19 protein-coding genes and 1 pseudogene are annotated in these 25789 nt (G+C 45.3%); 17 read left to right on the forward strand and 3 right to left on the reverse strand.

From position 1 onward, the window contains the following. Positions 1 to 67: 67 nt before the first annotated feature. The 4 genes and pseudogenes from NZD89_RS11350 to NZD89_RS11365 form a co-directional block, all read left to right on the forward strand. A complete protein-coding gene (locus tag NZD89_RS11350) occupies positions 68 to 706 on the forward strand; it encodes a pyridoxamine 5'-phosphate oxidase family protein (protein ID WP_268007830.1) in 639 nt (212 codons plus the stop codon). Positions 707 to 821: 115 nt separating this feature from the next. Beyond that, positions 822 to 1334, forward strand: a complete 513-nt coding sequence (locus NZD89_RS11355; RefSeq protein ID WP_268007831.1) for a GNAT family N-acetyltransferase — start codon at positions 822 to 824, stop codon at positions 1332 to 1334. Positions 1335 to 1450: 116 nt separating this feature from the next. Next, on the forward strand, positions 1451 to 1822 hold the full coding sequence (locus NZD89_RS11360; RefSeq protein WP_268007832.1) for a VOC family protein: 372 nt from the start codon (positions 1451 to 1453) through the stop codon (positions 1820 to 1822). Positions 1823 to 1891: 69 nt separating this feature from the next. Next, a pseudogene (locus NZD89_RS11365) lies at positions 1892 to 2422 on the forward strand (zinc-binding dehydrogenase); the annotation flags it as partial. A gap of 533 nt (positions 2423 to 2955) precedes the next feature. Here the strand turns inward: NZD89_RS11365 and NZD89_RS11370 are convergent. From NZD89_RS11370 to NZD89_RS11380, 3 genes are read right to left on the reverse strand one after another with little or no spacing between them, the layout of a single operon-like run. Continuing rightward, entirely contained in the window at positions 2956 to 3894 is a 939-nt protein-coding gene (locus NZD89_RS11370; RefSeq protein ID WP_326492929.1) for a polysaccharide deacetylase family protein, read from the reverse strand. Continuing rightward, complete coding sequence (locus tag NZD89_RS11375; protein WP_268007833.1) at positions 3843 to 4544, reverse strand: isochorismatase family protein; 702 nt, start codon at positions 4542 to 4544, stop codon at positions 3843 to 3845. Before NZD89_RS11375 ends, NZD89_RS11370 begins: the two co-directional genes overlap by 52 nt. A 24-nt stretch (positions 4545 to 4568) precedes the next feature. Then, positions 4569 to 5855: an MFS transporter gene (locus NZD89_RS11380; RefSeq protein WP_268007834.1), complete on the reverse strand. Its 1287-nt coding sequence runs from the start codon at positions 5853 to 5855 to the stop codon at positions 4569 to 4571. Between the two features lie 674 nt (positions 5856 to 6529). Between NZD89_RS11380 and NZD89_RS11385 the strand changes: the two genes are divergently transcribed. From NZD89_RS11385 to NZD89_RS11445, 13 genes are all read left to right on the forward strand, one after another. Then, entirely contained in the window at positions 6530 to 8320 is a 1791-nt protein-coding gene (locus NZD89_RS11385) for an ABC transporter ATP-binding protein (protein WP_268007835.1), read from the forward strand. Further along, positions 8317 to 10236, forward strand: coding sequence for an ABC transporter ATP-binding protein (locus NZD89_RS11390; RefSeq protein ID WP_268007836.1), 1920 nt, complete (start codon positions 8317 to 8319; stop codon positions 10234 to 10236). The genes NZD89_RS11385 and NZD89_RS11390 overlap by 4 nt, the downstream gene beginning before the upstream one ends. Before the next feature lie 379 nt (positions 10237 to 10615). Beyond that, positions 10616 to 11542, forward strand: a complete 927-nt coding sequence (locus tag NZD89_RS11395) for a nucleoside hydrolase (protein ID WP_268007837.1) — start codon at positions 10616 to 10618, stop codon at positions 11540 to 11542. A gap of 1463 nt (positions 11543 to 13005) precedes the next feature. After that, positions 13006 to 14208: a transposase gene (locus NZD89_RS11400; protein ID WP_268006962.1), complete on the forward strand. Its 1203-nt coding sequence runs from the start codon at positions 13006 to 13008 to the stop codon at positions 14206 to 14208. A gap of 196 nt (positions 14209 to 14404) precedes the next feature. After that, complete coding sequence (locus NZD89_RS11405; protein ID WP_268007838.1) at positions 14405 to 15442, forward strand: LacI family DNA-binding transcriptional regulator; 1038 nt, start codon at positions 14405 to 14407, stop codon at positions 15440 to 15442. A 181-nt stretch (positions 15443 to 15623) separates the two neighbouring features. Beyond that, a complete protein-coding gene (locus NZD89_RS11410; RefSeq protein WP_268007839.1) occupies positions 15624 to 16985 on the forward strand; it encodes an IS4 family transposase in 1362 nt (453 codons plus the stop codon). Between the two features lie 288 nt (positions 16986 to 17273). Then, the gene (locus NZD89_RS11415; RefSeq protein WP_268007840.1) at positions 17274 to 18581 is read left to right on the forward strand and encodes an ABC transporter substrate-binding protein; all 1308 of its coding nucleotides are present in this window, start codon (positions 17274 to 17276) and stop codon (positions 18579 to 18581) included. 54 nt (positions 18582 to 18635) lie between these two features. Further along, positions 18636 to 19517 (forward strand): carbohydrate ABC transporter permease, encoded by an 882-nt coding sequence (locus tag NZD89_RS11420; RefSeq protein ID WP_268007841.1) that lies wholly within the window; start codon positions 18636 to 18638, stop codon positions 19515 to 19517. A gap of 5 nt (positions 19518 to 19522) precedes the next feature. Then, on the forward strand, positions 19523 to 20407 hold the full coding sequence (locus NZD89_RS11425; RefSeq protein WP_268007842.1) for a carbohydrate ABC transporter permease: 885 nt from the start codon (positions 19523 to 19525) through the stop codon (positions 20405 to 20407). A gap of 290 nt (positions 20408 to 20697) precedes the next feature. Beyond that, on the forward strand, positions 20698 to 22731 hold the full coding sequence (locus NZD89_RS11430; RefSeq protein WP_268007843.1) for a beta-galactosidase: 2034 nt from the start codon (positions 20698 to 20700) through the stop codon (positions 22729 to 22731). A 113-nt stretch (positions 22732 to 22844) separates the two neighbouring features. Then, positions 22845 to 23675 carry a 5-dehydro-4-deoxy-D-glucuronate isomerase gene (kduI, locus tag NZD89_RS11435; protein ID WP_268007844.1) on the forward strand — a complete coding sequence of 277 codons (831 nt, stop codon included), beginning with the start codon at positions 22845 to 22847 and terminating at the stop codon, positions 23673 to 23675. Then, positions 23675 to 24451, forward strand: coding sequence for a 2-dehydro-3-deoxy-D-gluconate 5-dehydrogenase KduD (gene kduD / locus NZD89_RS11440; protein ID WP_268007845.1), 777 nt, complete (start codon positions 23675 to 23677; stop codon positions 24449 to 24451). The genes kduI and kduD overlap by 1 nt, the downstream gene beginning before the upstream one ends. Positions 24452 to 24633: 182 nt before the next feature. Beyond that, positions 24634 to 25776 (forward strand): glycoside hydrolase family 88 protein, encoded by a 1143-nt coding sequence (locus NZD89_RS11445; RefSeq protein ID WP_268008467.1) that lies wholly within the window; start codon positions 24634 to 24636, stop codon positions 25774 to 25776. The last annotated feature ends 13 nt before the right edge of the window (positions 25777 to 25789 follow it).

A 25789-nucleotide genomic window follows, 5' to 3' on the forward strand; every position in this document is an offset into this window, starting at 1 on the left:
TCTGCGACAGGAAGTGGCTAATCCCTGAGGGTACACCTGATCTGACCCTGAGAGTGGAGTGGATGATGTGCGTCGTTTGACCTCTTTTCAACACCAGATTGGCACCGAAGCGGAACTGCGAGAACTTTTGGGCCATCCGAGCGAGCTCGTTCGCAACAAAGTCATTGACCATTTAGACCATCACTGTCGCGATTTCATTCGTTTATCCCCATACCTGGTGCTGTCGACAGCCAACTCTGATGGCGCATGTGACGCGTCGCCGCGAGGCGATGCACCTGGTTTTGTACACGTGCTCGACGAGAGGAGAATCGTGATTCCCGAGCGGCCCGGCAATCGCCGGATGGATTCTCTCCTCAATATTCTTTCTAACTCTCAAGTAGGCATCATCTTCATGATTCCTGGCTTGGAGGAGACCTTGCGGGTGAATGGCGCTGCGTGCGTGATTCGGGATGAAGTCATCCTCAGCCAAATGGAAGTCAATGGGCGGCGACCTATCGTTGGCATCGGGATCGAAGTGGAAGAATGCTACATTCACTGTGCCAAATCATTCAAGAGATCCCGCCTGTGGCAACCAGATTCCTGGCCAGAACCGTCAGAACTCCCGAACCCGGCGAAGATCTTGGCCGAGCACGCAGCGATACCGGGATTGACTCCAACAAAAGTGACAGAGTCGTTAACGGATAGCTATGCCAATCGACTCTATTGACGACATAAAGATGCATTTCGCCGCCTGAACTAGCCGGGGCAGGGTCGTTTTGCCTTTGTTAAGACGTTGGAGAGGCGGGGTGAGGATTCTTAACTTACATGAAGTGTCATCCGAAATGTTTGACATAATCTCCGTGTTTCATGAGTGGGAAACAACGGAGTCTCATCGCGAGATGTACACATGCCGTCCATTGCGACCAACCAAAGCTCGAAACGAGTATGTGCACGCGGTGAAAACGCGAATCGAGCAGAGAAGCATTCGCATCTTTGTGCTCGCATCGACCGAGGACATGACGACGCCATACGGGAAGATCACGGCCTTTGACTTTAACCCGCGCAACCTCAGTGCTGAGTTCGGATACTATCTTCCCAAGCAAAACCGAGGCCAAGGCTATGGACAGGAGATGGTCTCACGCTTCCTAAACTTGATGTTCAAGGACCCGGAATGGGGCCTGCACAAGTTGTACGCGACCACTGCATCCGGCAACATCCCGTCCATCAAGTTGCTGAAGGGCATGGGATTTCATTTGGATGGAATCATGCGCGAACATTACTTCATCCGAGACCGAATCGAGGACCAACTTCACTTTTCGTTGTTGAAGCGGGAATGGGGTAAACCAAGTGTTTGAGATTTGTGATTGGTCGTTTGGAAATACAAATGACATACGACAGGAATTCACTCCAGTATCTATAGTAGAACTACGTGAGGAGGTTCTAAAATCCTCGGATTGGGGAGATGTAGGTCATGAATCACTCGTTTTACGGAATCGATCACATCCAACTAGCGGCACCTCCCGGCTGTGAGCATGAAGCGCGCGCATTCTTTAGAGACGTGCTCGGCATGGTGGAAATCGAGAAACCAGAGCGGTTAAAGCGCAATGGCGGCGTTTGGTTCCTCTGTGGCATTCACCAGTTACATATCGGTGTAGACCGCAACTTCGCCCCTGCCAAAAAGGCTCACCCGGCTATCCACGTGCGAAATTTACTCGGTCTGAAGCAGCGGATTCTCGAGTGTGGCATCCCCGTTTTGGACGATGAGTTGTTACCGGGGGCGGATCGCTTTTATGTAGAGGATCCATTCGGCAATCGCTTAGAGTTTCTAGAATGGAACGTGTGACTAAGAGGGGGGCATAATCTATGAAAGCCGTACACGTCACGGACTTTGGGTCACCTGAAGTGTTGAAATGCGTCAATGTTTGGCGCAGGCTGTGTCATCGGCACGGCCGGGAGTGAAGCAAAGGTGGCAACGGCCTTGGACGCGGGAGCGGATCAGGTGATTTGTTACGAGAACGCCGACTTTGTAGAGAAGGTCATGGAGGTGACGGATGGACGGGGTGCCGATGTCATCTTGGATTCCATTTCTGGGCGGGTATCGGAACAGAGTCTCGAATGCCTAGCCAAGTACGGCCGACTGGTTCATTTCGGGAACGCCAGCGGTGAAGTCGGCCATTTCCGCACCGTCGACCTGCATTCGAGTTGTCGGAGCGTCCTCGGGTTCAGTCTGGGAACGACTCGCAAAGAACGGCCACAACTTTTGCAACACGCCGCGGATGTCGTGTTGAAATACCTAGCCGACGGCCGCTTGAACATCAAAATCGGGAAGCGCTACCCTCTTGAACAGGCAATGGACGCGCATCACTGGGTGGAAAGCAGACAAAGTGTAGGTAAGGTTTTATTGACCGTGGAACAGGATGGTGGGGCAAAGCTGAGTTTCTAGGTAGCGGTCGCTCTGAAACCGCTCTGATACGTTGGTCGATTTGTTCGTCTCGGATGAGGGCTATGTCGGGGCCGCTGTTACATAGGTCGAAAATCGCGCGGGAATACTCGCGACAGCTGCGATTGCCGCAAATGAATTGGAACGTAGGTGCATAGGATAGCGCTACGTTCAAAATTGATCTGATCTCTTTTTTCACCGGACCTCTGCTTGCCCGTCGTGCTCCTAGGGTTACTTACCGCTCGCCATCCTAGCCGTGACCGCCCCGTTCAATACTCCGTGGATTGGCGCGCTCATGGTGTTGGTAGCCGCAATCCTCACAGGTTGGGGTCGCATGCTGGAACGAAGGGGCGAGAACACGACTAAAGCGAAAGCGGCGTATCTCTGAGCGCACAGTAGCTGGAAGGTGTGGAATTCCGACCTTGGCTTTCACGCCACACTGGCTGTGTACGAGAAGAGCTTGGACACGTCCGGACAAACTTTGATTTTTAATCAAATACAGTCTACCGTGGCCGGTTGTGCCACGGTAGAATCGTTTATTTGCGGTTCACTTCAGTATTTTTGACATGATTCTGTTTAACAAATTCCTCTACTATGTCTTGGCCTGTTGCAAACCAAACGTTTTCGTGTGAGGCAATGTATTTTAATGCATTGTCGAGTGCAATAATTCTGTGGGCGGTCCCTGTTATATACGGGTGTAAGGCAATGGCCATGACTCGTCCTGAGTCTTTACCTTCCTCATACAACGTATCAAAGTGCCTGCATATGATGGTTTCAAACTCGTTCGCAGTCCGATGATACTTCTCGTACATCGGCTTATCGTTGAGGTCTACGGAATACGGGATGGAGACCAGTGGATATCCCTGAATGTTCATATAATATGGTTGGTCATCATTCACCCAGTCGGCCACATATCGTATACCGGCTTCCGCGAGAAAGTCTAATGTGTGCCAGGTTTCTTGTAATCCCGATCCTAACCACCCTTTTGGTCTTTCTCCCGTAGCCTGCTCAATTCGTTGAAGGGTTCGATGAATTAACGAACGTTCTTCAGCGGGTTCCAAGTCGTACAAGTACTGCGTGTTCGTTTCGTTGTGCCCCATGAACTCCCACCCCATGTGAGCGGCTTCGTCGACGATCTCAGGGTAAATATCACAGATGTTGCTATTGAGCGCAACTGTCGCACGAATTCCGTGATTCGAAAGGACCTCCATGATCCTCCACACACCAACTCGAGCCCCGTAATCACGTTTTGAGTAATTGTATACATCGGGAATGTTTCCTCTTCCTTCAGGCATTCTATCGCAGAGAGCAAAGACCTCAATATTTGGGATGACCCAGACAGCCACATGAGCCCCATTGGGCCAGCTTAGCTTTGGCCTCCGTGTGACGGGGGAAAATTCAAACGGACCAGTCGCTCTTGGCTTCACCTGATATCTCCTCCATTCCTCTGACTCCAGTACATTTGCAAGTCGCATAAGTGCAACACGTCAGCGTATTTATGGTGCAAGTCAAACAGATTGATTTGATGAGACAAGGTGCTACGGTCGAAGACCGTTTCCTCGAATACCACCATGTGGAAACCGTATGAATATCCATCCACTACAGTTGCACGAACACAACCGCTAGTAGATTCTCCGCATACCATTATCGTGTTGATGCCTAGTTGTGTTAGATGAGCGATGAGTGGTGTCCCGAAGAAGGCACTTGCTCGGTCTTTGTAAATGATTCGTTCTTTGTCCTGTGGTTTAAACACGGGGTAAAAGTCATAATCAACAACTGAAAACTGAGTGGCATTACGATTCGTCGCCCTGACATGTTCTTGATTGCCACTTCTTCGCGCGCCTGACGTTGTATGGATAATGGGAATTTGACGATCCCTTGAGAATGCTATCAGGTTCGCAATGGGCTGAATCGCATTCCATGCATTCTCTCCGCAGGAGCTAGGATGAATGTCTACAGCCTCTGAGAGTGGTAATGGGCCAGGTGGAAACACACAGTTATACAGATCAATCACTAATAACGCCGGACGGCTCCCAATGTATAATTCGCGGTGATATGCCTTGTAGATTTCCAAGGTCTCTCGCGGAACAACGCTCTGCCAACAGTAGTCCTTAACATCATCCATCGATTCACACATCCCGTCTTCTTTTCAAGAAATTTGTACGGTGGTCTCAACTGATTGATCCTGTCGTGCTCGTTCACTTGGCCATATGCAGATATAGGCGATCAAGGCGATTAGTGCAAAAATGACTAAGGTGTCAATTCCCATCATGAAACTTCCCCCGGTTAGCGATACGAGTGCCCCTATCACGATTGGGGCAAACCCCCCGAGCAGGGTGGAGAATCCGGCCATAATCCCCGTCGCACTGCCTATGCTTCTAGTCGATACGAATTTTTGAAGCAGGTACAAATTCACAATCATTGCTGCTTGTTGGCACGCAACGCCGATGCTCAGCATGGCTGCTGAGGTCGTGGCCGTTCCGGTGACAGCACCGGTATACATGACAATCGCTCCTAGAACAGAGCAAACGATGCCTAAAATAGACGCTTGCTTGGAACGGTCGATGATATATCCTGCCAATAACGCACCAACTACACCGAATATCCACGAAACGGAGGTCCATCCTGCCATGGACGAAGCCGAGAAGTGGCGGATCGTTTTTAGGTATGTCGGGAGCCAAAAGGAAAGGCCAAAAAATACGTAACCAAACGACACGTGCGCTACGACGATCAGCCAGTACCTCCACTTTCTTGTGAAAATTGTTATAGATTCGCGTTCTTCATGCGTGATACCGCTTTCTTTTCCTGTCTCAATATAGGCGATCTCTTCCTCGTTTGCAGCGAAATGCTCGTTAGGCGTGTTTCTTGTGAAGAATACGAACATGGGCATAGCGATAATTAGGGAGAGAGCTGCTAGCATAAAAAACGCATTCCGCCAGCTTCCAGCCATCACGGCAACGATCAGAGGGGCGCCAATGGCTGGCCCTAGAGTATTTCCGATAAACCACAGCGACTGGGCGCGAGACACCTCCTTCTTGTTGAACCAGTTGGCTGAGAATTTTGTGGATACCACCCACAGTATTGCCTCCCCAATTCCCAGTAGAATACGGGAAATAAGGAGAAATCCATACGTGGTACTAATTCCGCCGAGTATCATCATCAGGCCCCATATTGAAGTGCCACAGATAGCGACTCGTCGAGGTCCCCAACGATCCGCCACAATGCCCCAGAAGAAGTTGGCGATGGCGTAAGCAAATGTGAAGCCAGTCGATAAAAGTGCAATCCGTGCTGATTTACCTTCCAAATTCATAGCGTTCAGAAACGACCGATTTGAGACAACTATAGAGATCCCGAGTTTGTCAATATTCCCTATCATCCAGAACACCATGATGGAAGGTACGATTAGAAACCAACGAGCATTTGTTCTTGAACTCATATCCAACCACTCTCCACACAGGAATCAAACCGGGCGCACCAGTTTGTTCAGAATTTTCAGTTTAAGAGTACGGTGCAGTTTTTATCAGTACAGATATGCATTCTTCTATACAGAATGAGGCAAGAGAAATTTTTGTTGAGCGGGTTTGACATGACTTTTGTCATTTAAGAAGTGGATGAGAAATGTCTCTTCAAATTGACCTGCAGTTATTGTTGGTCCGTCATGCGTTTTTTTCATCAATACGACAGTATCGCGATCTTAGTCGATATTTAATTCGGTGTTGCTAAAAGTCGTTCACTTGTGGCAAAGTATTAAATTGAGTTAGTTAAATATTTTGACTTGTGTGACTTCCTTTGGGTGACTGGAAAAGTATTGGAATGTTTATGGCGGTCTGACGGAGGCCGTCACCAAAGTATTGGTCAAAGCAGACGACATATACATCTCTCGGTTGAGAGATCTGCTATCTTTGTTGTCACCATCTGAACTTCAGAGTTTCAGGGAGATTATATCTACAGCACAGCCATGAATCAAATTGTGGAAGAGGATTCCGTTCTGCCGTCATGGGGAACGTAGTAGTTGAAATGTAGTTGTGGAAGTGGTTTGGCGAACGGGAGTAGTAGTGACATAAGCGGGTTCAATTGACGGTAAGAAGTGAACATCCTTGTGAAAGAACGGTGTTTGTTATCGAAAACAACGACCCGAATCTCGATCGACAGGAACAAGCGATGAGGTTACTGTGGGAATATATCAAAGGTCACAAAGGGTACTATGTTGTATCGTTTCTCTCTATCTTGATAGCCGAGGTCATTACCGTACAGTCTCCAAATGTGATTGGGCGATTTACCGATCTGCTTCAGGCAGGTAAATTGAACTTTGGCGTGGTGGAACGTTACAGTCTTTTGTTGGTTTTAATTGCCATTGGGTACACCGTTTTTTATGGAATCGGTCAGTTTCGTACCGGAATGATGGGACGCCAACTTGAGTACTTATTTCGGCGACACTTGTTTTTGCACTGGGAGACGTTGTCAACCACCTACTTCAATAAACGCAGCATTGGTGATTTGCTGAACCATGCTATGAATGACGTGCAAGCGGTCCGTCAAGCAATTTCGCAAGGCTTGAATCAACTTTCGAACGCGATTTTTCTTCTGTGCAGTGCACTGTTCATGATGTTTCATACCGTCACATTCCGACTTACATTGGTCAGTATTCTTCCCATTCTGTTTGTGCCGCTGTTTGTCGTTTGGTTCGGACCCAGAGTTCGCACGGCGTCTCGGCGCGCTCAGGAGTCACTATCGAGTATGACCGATTTATCGGAAGAGAGTTTTTCTGCGATTCGATTGATTAAAGCCACTGCCAATGAAGGCGTAGCCGTTCACAGATTCCAAGAGCGTGTTGATACCGTGCTTTCGCAACAATTGAGAATGGCGCGCCAAACAGCCACATTTCAGTCGTTAATACCGCTCATGGGATCGATCAGTTTCGTGATCGCGCTAGCCTATGGTGGCTATTTGACAGTTACCCATCAGATTCTCCTCGGTTCGTTTGTGGCCTTCACACTGTATTTGGCGTTGGTGATCAATCCGCTGCAGCAGATTGGGAATGTCATTAACAGCTTCCAACGGGCGTCGGCTTCGTTATTAAGACTTAATGTGCTTCTGGGCGAGAGGTCGGAGATTGTCGATCAAAGCACCCTGGCGGAACCAACTTCGATTCAAGGAGACATTGACGTTCGATTGTCGGTTTTTCAATACCCCGATTCCGACACCCCGGTTCTTAAGGAGATCGCGTTTTCGGTGAAGCGGGGGGAAACGCTCGGTATCGTTGGGCAAACTGGTTCGGGGAAATCGACATTGGTCAATTTGCTGCCTCGTATTTACGATCCGCCTCCTGCGACGGTATTCATTGATGGACACGATGTTCGAAATATGGGCTTGGCTGATTTGCGTAATGCAATTTCGTATGTTCCCCAGGATGGATTTCTGTTTTCGACGAGCATCGGACAGAATATTGGATTTTCAAAAGGAGATGCCACACTGGACGAAATTGAAAGAGCGGCTCAACTGGCGTCTATCTATAACGAGATTCTAGAATTTTCGAAGGGATTTGACACAGTGATTGGCGAGCGTGGCGTCGCGTTGTCGGGTGGACAAAAACAGCGCACAGCCATCGCTCGAGCGTTCCTGAAAGACGCCCCAATCCTTATACTCGACGATTGTTTGTCTGCGGTAGACATGAACACTGAAAAACGTATCATCAGTTCCCTCAACGAGGTTAGGGAAAATCGCACCACCATTATCATTGCTCATCGTTTGTCTGCCGTACGCCATGCTGATCTCATCATTGTTCTTGACGATGGGGTGATGGTTGAGAGCGGAACACATGATGAGCTGATGGAACTGGGAGGGATCTACGCCCGTATGTATGCGCTACAGCAGCATGATAGTGAGGTGACAGCCAATTGAAATACTCCTTCAGACGCGCACAAGCGAAAGACGAGTTTGACGTTGGACAGGACAAAGCGCAGGGAAGAAACCAGTCTGTTAGCCAAGAATCCGCTTTGGACACCGTAAGTTCGAGAGGCATCGGCGGTTTGATTCGCCTGTCGACGTACGCAAAACCGCACATACTTGGCTTTGCTCTCATCGTTGTCCTAGCGATCATTTTCAATGTCACTGGCACACTTCAACCGTATTTGGTGAAGGTGGCGATTGACAACGATTTGAATCTATCGCATCCCAACCTGCACGGTTTGACTGTAATTTGTTGTGTGTACATCGTCACTGTGATCGTGGGCGTTGCGGCAAACTACACGCAAGTGGTGGTGCTTCAGTACATTGGACAGTCCATCATTCGCTCCATTCGTCTGGACCTGTTTCAACACATTACGAGACAAGCAATGCGATTTTTTGACAAAGTAGCCATTGGCCGCTTGGTTACGACGGTTTCCAATGATACGGAGAACATCAATCAGTTCTTCACGCAGTTTTTTCTAAGTACCGTCAGCAATGCGTTGTCTATTATCATGATTGTCTTTGCCATGTACGAGTTGAATGGACAGGTGGCCACGTATTCCATGGTCGTGGTACCTATCGTGTTCACCATCTCATTCGTCTTTCGCAAACGTATGCGGCGCGCATATCAAGTTACGCGAACGAGACTATCGAGAGTTATTGTCTTCTTAGCAGAAAACCTGGCAGGTATACGGATTATTCAGCTTTTTCGACAAGAGAAGCGGCAGGCCGACGAGTTTGAACGATTGAATAGTGGTTACCGGGACGCCAACGTATTCGAGTACGGAACCATGGTAAGTTTCAACCGTGCGTTGGAATTGCTGGCCAACTTGTCGGTTGCTGCCATGATTTTTGTCGGCGGTGATGCAGTGCTCCATCATGCCATTAAGTTTGGGACGCTCTACGCGTTTATCAGTTATATCAAGAACTTTTTTGCACCCATAAACGCCATCACGCAGCAGTGGAATACGCTATTGTCGGCTTTGGTGTCTGCTGAACGCATTGGAAATATCCTTCGCCTAAAACCCGCGATTCAAGACCCACCGGAACCTGTCGATGTTGCTAGGTTGGACGTCAATGCAAGGATTGAGTTTTGCGACGTTTTCTTTGCCTATCAAGAGGATCAACCTGTTCTGCAGGGCATTAATTTTACCATCGAACCGGGAATGTTCGTCGGCTTTGTCGGAGCGACAGGCGCTGGTAAGAGTTCCATTATGAGTCTCTTAATGCGCTTCTATGACGCTGTGACCGGCCAAATTTTGATTGGCGGGAGGGATGTCCGGGAGTTTCGTCAGGCTGATTTGCATGCGCTTATTGGATTGGTGCAGCAGGATGTATACATCTTCTCAGGATCAATTGCCGACAACATCCGGCTCTTTCGTCCAGATATCTCCGATGAGCAAGTGGTGGACGCCGCAATCACAGTTGGAGCGCATCGATTCATCGAACGTTTGCCAAACGGATACAACACAGAGGTATATGCCAAAGGGACGAATCTATCGATGGGTGAACGGCAACTGATCGCGTTTGCTCGTATTGTCGCATTTGACCCGCGTGTGATTATCTTGGATGAAGCGACAGCGAACTTGGACAGTCAGACAGAAGAGTGGGTGCAGGCCGGGTTGCAAGCTGTTTCGAAGTCGAGAACCACATTGGTTATAGCTCATCGATTGTCGACAATTAGAAACGCCGATACGATATTCGTTCTGGATAAAGGTGGAATTGTCGAGCAGGGCAACCATGAAGAGCTTCTTTCGCGAGGAGGGTATTATGCGACACTTCACGCAAACTCGGGTGTATCTTCTGTGCACGTTGTAGGAGAGCCGGGTCGCCCATCCCGACAAGTAGCGACCGAGTTTTCCGGTTAATTACCGAAAAACAGTGTGGGGTCGAATGCCACGTTTTGACACGAGGGCAACCCGTGATTCGTGGGTCCATTCCTCTGGTATTTGCAACGCTTTTCTACCACCCGCTGACAACGCCAACCTTCTGAGTTCTAAAGCATCGGTTTACCGGTCACCCTCAGTTCCACGAGGTTTTGCGTTGCGGCTACCAGAGTTTTCCCTCAAGCAGAAGAACAACAAGAACATCTTCTGCAAGGGATGGTTCAAAACTCAAAGCGTGAGTCACTTTGCGAATGCTGTACTCACTGGGACGAAGGTAACGCGAGGAAGGCTTGCAGATGCAGTGCACCTTACACGAGTTTTTGATGCATTTTAAAATCCGGCAGGCGGGGGATTTCAATTCATGAAATTAAACGAGATCGATTACGAATGGTTGATAAAGAGACTATCGTTGCCTCGAGGACATATCAGAATGGTGTTGGACACTGATACGTATAACGAGATTGATGATCAATTTGCCCTAGTCTGGGCCTTACGATCACAACAGAAAGTAACCGTAGAAGCTATTTATGCAGCACCGTTCTTTAATCACTTGTCATCGGATCCAAAGGATGGAATGGAAAAAAGTTATGATGAAATACGGAGAATCCTTTCGATACTCCATATACCATCTGATGGCTACGTGTTTAAAGGCTCAAAAGGGTACCTTAAAAACTGTCATACACCACAATATAGCGAAGCGGCACAAGATTTGGTGCAGAGAGCGATGAATACAGATGCTGACCCTCTCTACGTGGTGTCAATTGGGGCCATCACAAACGTTGCTTCTGCAATTTTGATGGAGCCAAGGATCATTAACAAAATTGTTGTGGTATGGCTTGGTGGGCACGCACATCATTGGCCAGACACTGCGGAATTTAATCTTAAACAAGACGTCGCAGCTGCACGCATCATTTTCGACAGTGGTGTTCCCTTGGTTCAAATCCCATGTGCCGGGGTTGCATCCCACTTGTTAACCACGCTGTCTGAGATGCGGGATTATGTAAAAGGCCAGGGTGAAATTGGAGACTATCTGTATGAAACGTTTAAAAACTGTCAGAATGATCATTTTGGATACTCCAGAGTGATTTGGGATATGACAACTATGGCGTATCTAATCAATCCTAGCTGGGTCTCTACGAGTTTGGTTCATAGCCCAATTTTGACGGATCAGTTGGCATTCAGTCAGGATACGTCCAGACATTTCATTCGCTATGCAACATCTGTAAATCGGGATGCAATATTCCGAGACTTTTTCTTAAAGATCAAGGATCTCTATGCTCCGGGATAAGGAAGTATATAGATCCGCGGAGAAGAAAATGCTTCGTAAATTTGACGTAGATGCCATTGATAATGATAAGAGGGCTAAGTTGGACCAATTGGTGAGTATCCAAAAAACTATAGCTGAGGATACTGCAAGAGCACATAAGTTCGCTGATGAAATAAGACGCAGTTGAAGGAAAAGGTAGTTAAAACCACAATCATTCAGAGCAGTTGGGTACGTTAGTATCTAAACATTTAGCAACTTACTTTTTTAACAGGTAGAGGAATGGCTCTATTCTTGAGTAGTATAGATGGACGTAACACGTCTCCAAGCTTACGGAGCTTATACACGAAAGGGGACACGTTGTATAATGCACCTGTTGAATACGGACGATTCGACAGGCGTGGACAGCATATTTTCCGTACTCAAGTTTAGTTCGAATGGTCCGGTTCATTTGAAAACGTAGGGATGCTTATGATGCTATATTCGGGGAAGTCCCAGCTTTAAGACAAGGATGAATGGTCAAGCCTTGAAAACGGAGCAATTCACGTAGGATATGGACCTATCGTAATAGACCAAACGATGCGTGCGGCAATGAAAATTATAGATGAAGCTTTTCCGAACTTTCATGGGAGAAGAGAAATACGAAACCTATTCAATTTGAGAATGCCGAATATGAAAGAGGCCCTGTCCGTATATGAGAAACTCCTAAACCCAAAGGAATGCTCTGATGTTCTCCACTCCTCCTTTGAGGAGTGTGCTTATGTTAGTCAAGTTTTTCGTTTGTTTCGAAATTGCTGATTCATATAACAACTGCATAAGTCATGAAGTTATATGTTTATAAGAAAAAATATGGGTTTTATTTTTTGAACAATTACTCTGTCTTGAATAGCGTAAAATGCTATAATCAACACAGATTGTACATCGTTTTTATCAAATTGATGCGTGAAAATGTTCGCTATGTGCAGTTATCTCAAAGATCTAGAGAACCTTCCGGTACTTTTCTGCCCATAATGGATTGAGAGAGAGTACAAGAAGCGGGCTGTCCATCGTTTTCATGTTTAGGCGCATGTCGGAAAGTCGAAGTACTTATTCTTTTACTTATGGAAACCTATCCACATTGTCTAATTTGTCTCTGAATCCTGAAACGAGATGGGAATGGAGGTTTGCATGTTGGTTATGGGGGGATTGAATCCAACAGCCGATTTTTCTTATTTATGTCGCGACACATGAGCGATATTGATGACGATATCTAGGTTGAACAGTTGACCAGCTTAAATATTTGACTATTTTGATGTATTATACACCTAATAAATACTCTATTTTGGTTCGAGTTGTATTTTACTCAATCTCCATTTAACATTGAGCGTTTTGCAGATTTCTAAGCCCTTGCGGGGCAAGGGATAACAGGACATAAAAAAGGACTTCACCCCAACATCGAGAAAATTTCAAGTGACGAAACAAGAAACCTCGACAGGAGGAAAGTCCACTTGTATCTTCTCCAAAAGTCTCTGTTTTCCTTTGAAGAGTGGCTAGAAATCGAACCCAGTGAGCGATTGGAGCTGTTCTTTTCCGCACTGGATTTGCAACCATATGCCGCAAAGTTGAGGAATTCGTCACCCCAGGGTGCAAAACCTATCAATCGTGAAGCAATTTTACGAGCGTTACTGGCTGCGCCGCTTGAGGGCATTTCGACTTTTTCTCGGCTACACAAGCGCTTGAGAACCGACTTGCAGTTTAGGTACCAATGCGGTTTCCGGTTAGATGAACCAGCCCCATCGATTGCCACATTCAGTCGAGTTTTCATGACAGTTGTGGATAGAGGCCTTGCTAAGGAACTCTTCATTGACCTGGTCAGCCAATGTAAAGAGTTCGGTATTGTTGATGGGAGTCACATTGCTATCGACAGTACGGCGATTGGTGCCTATGAGAAAAAGCAGCCAAAATCACGGAGTAAAGGTTCGGGTAATGCCAATTGGGGTGCCAAGTTCGACACGTTCGGTAATAAACTCACATGGTTCGGATACAAAATTCATCTTGCTGTAGATACCGCTAGTGAACTACCGGTTTCCTTAGAGGTCACACCTGCTCATGTGTATGACGGAGAAATGGCGATGCCATTGATAAAAGACGTTGTTGAGAACTACGGCTGGAAAGTTAAGTTCGTCATGATGGACGCCGGATATGACCAGGTGAAGAATTATGAAGTCGCTCGCAGCTATGGTGCACAGGCAATCATAGCATTGAACCGAAGAGGTGAAAAAGAGCCACCTGCTGGGATAGCGTCCAACGGAACACCTTGTTGCTCCATGGGTTATGACATGGTCTACTGGGGCGCTGATGGTGATCGGCTAAAGTTCCGTTGCCCTCACGTTCTGGGCAAGGTGAATTGCCCTCTCGGGGCAGCAGCTTGCTCTGATTCCAACTATGGAATGGTTATCAAGAAGAACATCAATGAAGATATTCGTCGCTACTCGAATCCACACCGAAACACACGCGGTTGGACAGAGTTGTACGACGAACGAACTTCGACTGAACGCTGTAACTCAAGACTTAAGGAGAATCTCACGGCAAACGATGTTCACGTTCGTGGTATCCAAAAAGTCACGACACATGTTTATCTCAATGTCATAGTTTTGTTAGCATCTGCACTTGCGACGAGAAAAGCAGCTAGCACGCAAACAGTAGCCTAATGTCCGTACTGATGATAATACCTGCATAAGTGCATTGCAAAAAATGTAAAGGTAAGTCCCTAATTCGCTTGTCGTTTCTTTTTACTCCATCAAAAAACTTCATTCTGCAAAACGCTCAATATTATATAACCATTTTTAAATTTTCGGAACAGCGAAAAGAGATTAAATCATAGATAATTAATCGAGGTATTCCATAATGCAAAATATTACGGTTTATGATATTGCCAGAGAAGCAAATGTGTCTGTATCAACGGTATCCCGTGTGCTTAATGGCACAGCGCCTGTAAAAGAATCAACACGGAATCTAATACTCGAGATTATAGAGAAGTATCAATTTCAGCCGAATGCTTTGGCCCGGAGTTTGATAAAAAAAGAGACCAAAACGATTGGAATTATCCTTCCGGATATCACGAATCCATTTTTTCCGGAAGTTTTTTCGGGTGCTGAAAATGCACTGCGTGAAGCTGGATATACATTTTTTCTTTGCACTACGGCAGGAGATAGTAGACGGGAATCAGAATATTTGAGCATCCTACGGGAGAGGCAAGTAGATGGAATTCTATTTTTGGGGGGGCGTATTAACAGGAGCAACTGTGAGCCAGATTTGGTCCAGGAGGTTGTAGATATAAGTAAGCGAATTCCAGTTGTTCTTATTAACGGAGACTTACCGAATCATACTTTTTATCGAGTGAGCACTGATGAGTATTTAGGGGCTCAATTGGGAGTCCAACACCTTATTGATCTGGGGCATGAGAATATTGGATTCATAGGAGGACGAAATGGAACCTCGACCACGGATGTTAAAGTAAACGCCTTCCGGGACACGATGAGAAAAAATGGACTCTCATTTCGAGAGGAATGGGTCTTATATGATGATTTTACCATTACGAGCGGTAAAATCTTAATGGAAAAATTGCTTAATATGTATTGCAAACCGTCAGCTGTGTGCTGTGTTAATGACTTTGCATCCGTTGGAGCAATCAAAACAGCTATCAAATATGGTTTGAGAATTCCTGAGGATATGTCAATTATGGGATATGACGATACAATTTTATCTACATCTATGATTCCGGAGTTAACAACCATCTCTCAGAATAGCGTTGAGTTGGGAAAAATAGCAGTCGAAATATTAAGGGCATTGATCAATGGCGAAGAGGTTGCGCAACATACGATAATTCAACCTAAACTTGTCCGAAGACAAAGTACCAGTATTAACTGTGTTCACCATCGTTAATAGAATTAATTGATTTTAATATATGTAACTCAACTTTCGCAGAGTGAAATGTGTAGCTAGCCCTTGTGGCGTAAAGACTTGAACGGATTAGAATATTAGCGTTGACAAATCAAAAGCACCACTTCCTTTGGTATAGTAAATGCGACCAAACACTACCATACCGGAAGAGGTGCTCTCCTATATGATAGGTTATGAGATGGAAAACAACAATCAATTGCCTGTCGAAATTCGTCCTGCCTTTCAAGAACTAAAGGTCCTTAAGCATCTGCGTAATGCTGGCATCACCAAGAGGTTTGGGGTTGCGTGTTCCTACCTATTCCAGCTTGTGTTTGTGCTCATCTTCCATCATCGAAACTGGTTTCAATTTCTTGATAGCGCAAAGTCAGAATCATATCCTGGCAAGGATGCTGTGTACCGTTTTCTCAATCATGCCGGATTTGCATGGCGACGCTTTCTCCTATTGCTCAGTGTGGAGGCCGTGAACAAAACCAGTTCGTTAACATCTGACAAGCGTGTCAGCGTATTCGTTGTCGATGACTCCATGTATGAGCGGAACAGGAGTAAGTGCGTGGAACTCTTGGCTCGATTCAAAGACCATGCACGGAATTGCTACTACAAGGGATTTCGCATGTTGACGTTAGGCTGGTCTGACGGTCATACATTCGTCCCAGTGGACTTTTCTCTCCTCAGTTCCGTCAAGTCGCAGATTCAAGGCTTGGGTCAATCGATTGATAAACGCACTCACGGATACAAACGCAGAATGGAATCACTTCTCCCGGCCCCAGATATCATCCCTGCCATGATTGACCGTGCTCTGTCTGCTGGAATGAATGCCTCGTACGTATTGATGGACAGTTGGTTCACGCACGCTCCGTTGATTCAAGCCGTGCTGGATAGGGGACTGGACGTCATCGGAATGGTCAAGGCGGACAACAAACGATATTTACTCGACGGACGGTGCCTGTCCTTGCAAGAGCTGTACTACGCTGCTACGCCCGTTCAAAGTACGAAGAAAGGAATCTTAAGGTCCATACATACTCAACTGCGCCCAGGCATCCCGATCAAAATGGTGTTCGTTCGTCACCGAACCAACAAGAAGGAATGGCTAGCTATCCTGTCTACAGATACGACGCTGACGGTCGAGAAAATCATACAGATTTACGGCATTCGATGGGACATTGAAGTGTTCTTCAAATGCACAAAATCATTACTGCGTCTGCAGAAAGAGTTTCAAGGACGTTCCTATGACATGCTCGTCAGCCACACGACGATTGTCTTTTCACGGTATATTCTGTTAGCTTGGCAGCACCGCCAGAGCACGGACGACCGTACATTGGGGAATCTATTTCTAATGCTCTGCGACGAAGTGAGCGAACTGGACTGGGCCATCGCATTGAGCCAATTGGTTGAACTTGTAAATAATGTTTCCAAGAAGGCAGGCAAACGACTCTCGAAACTGATTCGCAGTCAACTACAGCGGTGGATCGACGGTTTACCCAGCTATATCAAGGCATATCTCCCTGTTTTGGCCTGCGAAAGTTGAGTATGTAAGATAATTAGGATACAAGAACACTAGTGGTCTAATTGTGCTGGAAAATAAGTTGTGTTCGAATAGTCAGAATAAATATAATCATATTGACAATATAAAGTGCGTATTGATATAGTGTGCGTAATGAAACCCATTTCAGTACTCCGAATGAAACCCATTTCAGTGCTTTGAGTGAAACCCATTTCACAATTATAAGGGAGGAATATGACAACATTTTATGATGAGAATATTTAGTTTTTTTAGATTTGTAAGCGTTTAATGACATCTAGGGGGTAATTGATTATGCCTTTCAGAAAAAAGCAAACGTCGTTTGGGATTGTTGGTGTCGCCACAATTGGATTATCCGCTTTAGTTACTGGATGTGGAAGCCAAAGTACGGGGAACAGCACGGGTACCACATCCACATCGGGGCAGAAGATTCATTTAACAATGACTGTATGGGGCTCGACACTAGATACAAAAACCTATCAGGAACGGGTTGACCTTTATACGAAGCTACACCCCAACGTCACTATTACAGTGAAGAACCTTCCAAAGTATGACCAACAGGTAGAAACTATGATTGCGGGTGGCGATGCACCCGATATCATGGCCGTGTCTCAAGATGCTGTAGGATTTGGTCAAGAGGGAGCGGTACTGAACCTTACGCCCTATATTAAACAAGCGGGTATGAATTTAAATTCGATTTATGAGCCTGGGTATCTTGGTGAATATCAATATCAAGGACAACAATATGGGCTACCTGACCGTGGCGGTTATATCATTACATACTACAACAAAGATATGTTTAAGAAGGCTGGGTTGACTGACCCCACAAATGGATGGACATGGAATCAGTTTCTTACTGATGCCAAAAAACTGACCATTACGAATGGTGGAAAAACGACTCAGTGGGGTTTTGCAGGTGGCACTTGGTGGCCCGTATATGGAAGCTTTGTTCAAGAAAACGGTGGAAAAATACTAAATAGTAGTTTGAATCAGTCTGAACTTGGTTCATCAGCTACTCAAAATGCCCTGACATGGGTGAATAATCTAAGTTACAAATGGCACGTTGCACCGACTACTGTTCAATATGCCAATATGGGATCCGGTGTAACAGGGGATGAGCTATTCGGGCAAGGGAAAGTGGCTCTGCTCACCACTGGGTTTTGGGATATTGCTTCGTATGTACAGGATAAAATAAATTTTGGTATCGCTCCAATGCCCGTTGGAAAGCAAGGTGGTATGGAAACGGTTGGTACAGGTCTTGCTGTATGTGCAAAATCAAAGTATCCGCAGGTAGCGTTCCAGGTTCTTGAATTCCTGGAGAGTAAGGCAGGGCAGGCACCGATTGTCCAAAACGGGGAGGATGTACCTGCAACCAAGGCTGGGATGGCCATGTGGATAAAGAGTCTCCCGAAAAGTGTGAGTTTTAGTTCGTTGCAAAGTGCCCAAAGCGACGTATTCTCACCCCAAATTCCACCTCAGTGGAATCAACTGCAAACCTCACTTAGTAATGACTTAACACCGTTCTTTAATGGTGAAAAGAGTCTTAATTCGATACTTTCAAAAACAAACTCGGACGTTAATAGTCTTGTGGGCGGAAACTAATAGAATATTGGTCTGTATGCCAGATTAATTGCGGTGAAGGAAGAAGGTTGAAAAATGATTATCAAGACCATTCGCCGTCGTGAAAGCGTTGCATTTTACGCTTTCACGGGTCCTTGGTTGGTGGGGCTCGTCGGACTAACCTTGGGCCCGATTCTTGCCTCATTAGCATTAAGTTTTACTAATTGGAATATGTTCTCCCCACCACACTGGGTAGGTTTTGAAAATTATGTGAAAACGTTTAAAACACCAATGTTTTGGACTGCGCTTTATAACACAGCATACTATTCTGTGATTTCCGTTCCTCTCAGTATTCTGATCGCATTGGTTCTAGCCGTTTTGTTGAATCAGAAGGTTGCTGCAAGGCGTTGGTTTCGCACCGCTTTTTATCTACCGAGTACCATCCCAGTTGTAGCGGTGGTAATGCTCTGGAGTTGGTTGCTTGCGCCGGCAGGTTTGTTTAACGAGTTTTTACATTTGTTTGGCATTCATGGGCCTGCATGGTTTGTAGACCCTGCTTGGATTAAACCTGGTTTGATTATTATGAGTCTCTGGGGCGCAGGTGGGGGAACCGTTTTATTTCTCGCGGGACTTCAGGGTATACCATCCTACCTTTATGAAGCAGCTGAGTTAGACGGTGCGAGTAGTTGGACCAAGTTTGTGCGTATCACAATGCCACAGTTGTCGCCAATTATCCTGTTTAACCTCATCAACGGTATCATAGGTGCGATGCAGGTATTCACACAGGTCTACATCATTGGTACTAATAACGCGAGTACGATGATGGTTCCTTATTTGTTCGAACAAGCTTTTCAGAATTATCAGATGGGTCTTGCCTCAGCGACAGCATGGTTGTTATTTATCATCATCATGGTTTTGACGTTGATAGTGCTTAAATGGTCGAGTGTATGGGTTTACTACGAGGGAGAACGGAGGTAAAAATAATGAGCCAGCAGTTGGAACGCCTAGCTCCTACGAAGGCATTCGGAGCAAGAACAACGCCGAAGCTGGGAAAGTGGATTATATACGTGATTCTAATTATCGGCGCAGTTATGATGGTGGCGCCACTTTTATGGATGATTACGACGTCACTCTCGAATAACAAGTATGCGTTGACCTTTCCGCCAAAACTGTTCCCGACGTCGTTTCATTTTGATAATTTCCTAGAAATTTTCAAAAGCGATGACTTTGCTCTCTATTTGAGAAACACATTAATCATCACAATCCCTGCCATTATTGGGCAAGTCTTTGTATCATCGTTGGCTGCCTTTGCATTCGCTCGGTTACGTGCACCTGGCAAAAATTTATTTTTTATAATCACCTTATGTACGCTGATGATTCCCGGCGAAGTAACGATGATACCAAACTTCATTATGTTCAAATATTTCCATTGGATTAATACATTCTGGCCGCTTATTGTTCCTAATTTCTTCGGCAATGCATTCAATATTTTTCTCATGAGACAGTTCTTTATGAATGTTCCTCTTGAGTTGGATGAAGCGGCTAAATTAGACGGTTTGAGTTATTTCGGAATATGGTGGCGTATCATTGTCCCACTGGCAAAACCTGCCCTCGTCACAGTAGCTATTTTTACTTTCACATACAATTGGGGCTCGTTTATGGGACCGCTAATATACCTCAATGACCAAAAACTTTACCCGCTTGCGCTCGGTATCTATCAAATGACACAAACAGGGAATGTGATGGAACAACCCAATTGGAACTTGATAATGGCGGGTTCTCTCTTATTAACGATTCCGATGATCATTGTCTTTTTCTATGGGCAGCGCCACATTTATGAAGGAACCAACGTACTTGGGCGACTTTAATTCTTTGGTTTAAATTTATGAGCTTTGTACCGATTCGTGGTTATAGAATAGCTAGCTGATACCAAGAAAACAAGGTGAAGGCGTTGGGATATACCATTATCGCTCGGTAGAATTCTTGGGATTTGCATGGAGAATCTGAGGTTATTCATTTTCAATACTGAATAGATAATGTAACACAATCCACTGCGACCCAACAATATAATTACATGTCATTACTGACAGGATTTATAAGTGTCCGTTTTTATCATGTGTATATTTTGAAAATATATTACTTTACAGGAGAGAATGTTATGTCTTTGAGCAAATTAGATAAAATTCCTTATGGTGGGGATTATAATCCTGATCAGTGGCCGGAGGAGATATGGGACGAAGATATGCGGTTATTCCGTATAGCTGGTATAGATATGGCTACAGTTGGTGTGTTTTCATGGGCAAAGCTCCAACCAAGTGAGCTTGTTTATAACTTTGAGTGGCTCGATGAGGTTTTGAACAAACTTCAAGAAAATGGCGTAAGAGTGTGCCTTGCAACAGGAACTGCGGCACATCCAGCCTGGATGGCTAAAAGATACCCCGACGTACTGCGTGTAGATTTTGAAGGTCGTAAGCATCGTTTTGGTCAACGTCACAATTTTTGCCCGAACAGCCCGACTTATCGTGAGTATTCCCGCCAATTGGCAGGGAAGATTGCGCAACGGTACAAAGATCATCCTGCTTTAGCCCTATGGCACGTAAATAATGAATATGGTGGGATTTGCTATTGTGACAATTGTGCTCAGGCGTTTCGGAATTGGTTGAAGCATCGATATGGTAGTTTGGAGAATGTCAATAGCGCTTGGGACACTGCCTTTTGGGGACACTTGTTTTATGATTGGAATGAAATCGTCCCTCCTAATTTGTTGAGCGAACACTTGGATCCACATGATCCCACTCGGACTGCGTTTCAAGGTATCTCCCTTGATTATGCGCGGTTCAATTCTGATAGTTTGCTGGACTGCTATAGATCCGAATATGAGGAAATTAAGAAACACACGCCCCACATACCTGTGACGACAAACTTAATGGGAACCTATAAACCGTTAGATTACTTCCGATGGGCACCGTATTTGGATGTCATTTCGTGGGATAATTACCCATCTTACGATACCCCAGTAAGCCAAACTGCCTTGAGACACGATCTAATGCGTGGCCTCAAACAAGGTCAATCCTTTATGTTGATGGAACAAACACCAAGTCAACAGAACTGGCAACCCTATAATTCATTGAAACGACCAGGTGTGATGCGGCTCTGGAGTTATCAAGCAATTTCACGAGGGGCCGATAGTGTCTTGTTCTTTCAATTAAGACGCTCCGCTGGCGCATGCGAGAAATTCCATGGAGCCGTCATTGAGCATGCTGGTCACGAACATACACGGGTTTTCCGCGAGTGCGCGCAACTAGGGGCGGAGTTGCAAGAGTTAGGTGATGTCATATTAGACTCCCGTGTTGATGCAAAGGTGGCCATTGTATTCGACTGGGACAACTGGTGGGCTATCGAGTATTCAAGCGGACCTAGCGTCGATTTAAAGTATCTCGATGAAGTTCAAAAGTACTATGACGCGTTTTATTCTCAGAACATCCAGGTCGATATGGTTGGGCTGGACAGTAATCTTGATGGATATGACATCGTCATTGCTCCAGTTTTATACATGGTAAAACCGGGCTATGCAAAGCGGTTGGAATCATTTGTGGAAAACGGAGGTCTTTTTCTAACGACGTTTTTTAGTGGCATTGTAAACGAAATGGACTTGGTAACGTTAGGTGGTTACCCTGGTGAACTTCGCAAACTCTTAGGAATTTGGGTAGAAGAAATTGATGCACTGCTACCAGATATGAAAAATCGAATTGTCATGAAAGGCAACCAATTTCTCAGTCGGAATGAATACTCCTGTTCGTTACTTTGTGATTTGATTCATTCTGAAGGAGCAGAAGTTGTTGCAGAGTACGGGGATGATTTTTATGAGGGCATGCCTGTATTAACTCGCAATCACTTCGGAAATGGTGAAGCTTGGTACGTAGCGTCGAGTCCGAGTCAGGAATTTCTACAAGACCTGGCGACTTATTTAAGTCGGTCTAAGGGGATTCAACCTGTAATATCTGCTCCTAACGGAGTAGAGGTGTCGCAGCGAAATAAGGATGGGGTATCTTACACGTTTGTGTTGAATCATACGGATCAAAGTCAATCGGTAGACATCGGCTCCAAGGTCAGACTGGAACTTTTAACAGGTTCATCCGTAGCGAATGTTGTTGAAATTGGTCCTAAGGGAGTTATGATACTGCAACACTAAAGCAAATTTACATGTCGTGTGGCGAGGGTATGCAGGGTCAATTAACTAGTTACTTTGATTTGAGTGTTTGTACTGAATGATTTATTGATTTTATAAAACATGGAGGAATTATAGTGGAAATTCGTTACACTACGAACCCTACTGATTTTAGTCAATATGGAACCAAACGAATTAGAGATGAATTCTTGATTACAAATCTGTTTCAAGTTGGGAAAGTTCGAACGGTTTATTCCCATAATGATAGGGTTGTTCTAGGAGGTGCTGTCCCAACCACAGAACCTCTTACACTTAAGGCCCATGAGGCTTTAAAAACGAGTTATTTCTTGGAGAGACGGGAACTTGGGATTGTTAATATTGGTAATAATGGAGTTGTTAGTGTAGATGGAGAGTCATATGACCTGGATACCGGTAGCTGTTTGTATGTTGGTCTAGGAAATAAATATATCCAATTCGAAAGTGTCAATGAGGAAGAACCTGCGAAATTTTATATAGTTTCTACAACTGCACATTGTACTTATCCGACTACAAAAGTGGATATTACCACGGCTCAAGCGTATGAGTTGGGAACCACTGAAGAATCGAATCAGCGAATCTTATATCGGTTTATTCATGCCGAAGGCGTCAAGAGCTGCCAGTTAATGCTGGGAATGACGGTTCTTAAGCCGAATAACATGTGGAACACGATGCCTGCTCATACACATGATCGACGCATGGAAGCTTATCTCTATTTTGGGTTACCTGAAGACTCAAAGGTATTTCATTTCATGGGCAAACCAGACGAAACCAGACATCTTGTTGTAAGTAATGAAGAAGCGGTCATCTCTCCAAGCTGGTCCATCCATTCCGGAGTCGGCACACACAACTACACATTTATATGGGCGATGGCGGGTGAGAATTATACGTTTGAAGATATGGATGCAGTAAAAATGGAGGATTTGCGGTAATGAATGAAGTTCACTGTAATCATCCAAATATTTTTGGACTGCAAGGCAAAGTTGCATTGGTCACCGGTGTAAGTCGTGGATTAGGGCAAGGTATGGCCATCGGTCTTGCAGAAGCAGGAGCTGATGTGATTGGAATTGGTTTAAACGACATGTCCTATACAGGAAAGGTGATTTCCCAATATGGTTCCAGGTTTCATGAAATAACAGCTGATTTAACAATGCCCTCCAAGGCAGCAGACGCAGCGAAGCAAGCGATTGATGTGTATGGACGGGTCGATATTTTGGTGAACAATTCTGGAATCATCCACCGCGCATCTGCGGTTGAATATTCTGACGATGATTGGAATCGTGTTCTTAATGTGAATCTTCACAGTGCCTTTCAACTGTGTAGAGCTATTGGAGAACATATGATTGCTAGAGGTTCGGGAAAGATTATTAACATTGCGTCCATGCTGTCATTTCAGGGAGGACTCAATGTAGCCGCTTATACGGCCAGCAAGCATGCGATTGCAGGACTCACAAAGTCTCTTGCCAATGAGTGGGGGCAATTCGGGATTTGTGTAAACGCCATAGCGCCAGGCTATATGGCCACAGACAACACGCTTCCTTTACGCAATAACTCGGTACGAGCCGATGCGATTTTGTCTAGAATCCCAAAACATCGTTGGGGGACACCTGACGACTTAAAAGGTCCAGTGATTTTTTTATCGTCAGATTTATCAGATTATGTGAATGGTCACGTACTATGTGTGGACGGGGGCTGGATGAGCTCGTAAGGAATTGGTGATTGAGTTGTCCTTACGAAAAGCTCAATGATTATTATTGCTAAGCTTGGGTGAACGAATGTCGCTTAGAGAAAGGCGATAGATTGAGATTAGCGTAAAAATGGACGTAAGGTTTATTAGTTTTCTAAAGAAGCGATTGTGGGACCACCACAATGGTACTCATTATGATAGGGATGAACGAAGTGGCAGAATGGATACAAGAGGCATTTGAATTTATCACAGAAAAGTCAAAGCGAAACGTAAAGGTTATTGGTAGTCAATTTCCACATGCTAGTATGGACAAAAAATATCAATTAGAACCCGCTTCTTGGTGGACAGCTGGTTTTTGGCCTGGAGTTTTATGGAATTTATATGCGCAGACGCAAGAGGATTCATTTCTTAAGACGGCTCGGGCATGTGAAGACAAGATGGCTGTTCTGCTGTCGGATGTCGAAACACTAGACCACGATATTGGCTTTATGTGGACATTAACAAGTGTGGCAGATTATAAAATTACTGGTTCGAAAACAGCCCGGCAAACAGCACTGCTAGCTGCTAACTTGTTAGCAGCTCGCTATAACATTGCAGGCAACTTTATACGTGCTTGGAATCCCTGGTACGAGGGTGACAAGAACTGCGGGATAGCGATTATCGATTGCATGATGAACCTGCCCTTATTGTATTGGGCTAGCGAAGAGACAAGAGACCCACGGTTTAAACACATTGCTGTTCAGCATGCGACGATGACTGAGCGAGAATTTATTAGACAAGATGGATCTGTTTTTCATATGGTGAACTTCGACCCTGAGACTGGAGACGTTATTGAAAAGTTGGGTGGCCAAGGTTTTAGTAACGAGAGTTCATGGGCAAGAGGTGGGGCATGGGCAATTTACGGAATGGCTTTAACTTATAAATTTACGAGAAATACAATTTTTATAAATGCAGCTAAAAATACTACGAAGTATTTTTTGGACCAACTGAAAGATGCTCCATATCCAGTGTGGGATTTTAAAGTACCTGATAACACATCGAACACGCGTTACGATTATCCTGATTCGTCGGCAGCTGCTATAGCCGCCTGTGGCTTGTTATGTCTAGCAGATATTGTAGAAGACGTACCCAGTGCTCAAGACTACAAGTTTCAAGCCGAGAGTATATTAAAGAGACTCTATTACACATGTGGAACACGAGATGATCAAGAGGAACAGGGACTGTTAAGACATGGTACAGGGCATTTTCCTGAACAAAAAAATCTTGATGTTCCATTAATTTATGGGGATTACTTTTTTGTAGAAGGTATTACTAGATTGATGGGACAATCTATTTCTTTTTGGTGAACCCCAGGGAGCG

Origin of the sequence: Alicyclobacillus fastidiosus (assembly GCF_026651875.1) — a bacterium.
GTDB classification, from domain to species: Bacteria; Bacillota; Bacilli; order Alicyclobacillales; family Alicyclobacillaceae; genus Alicyclobacillus; species Alicyclobacillus fastidiosus.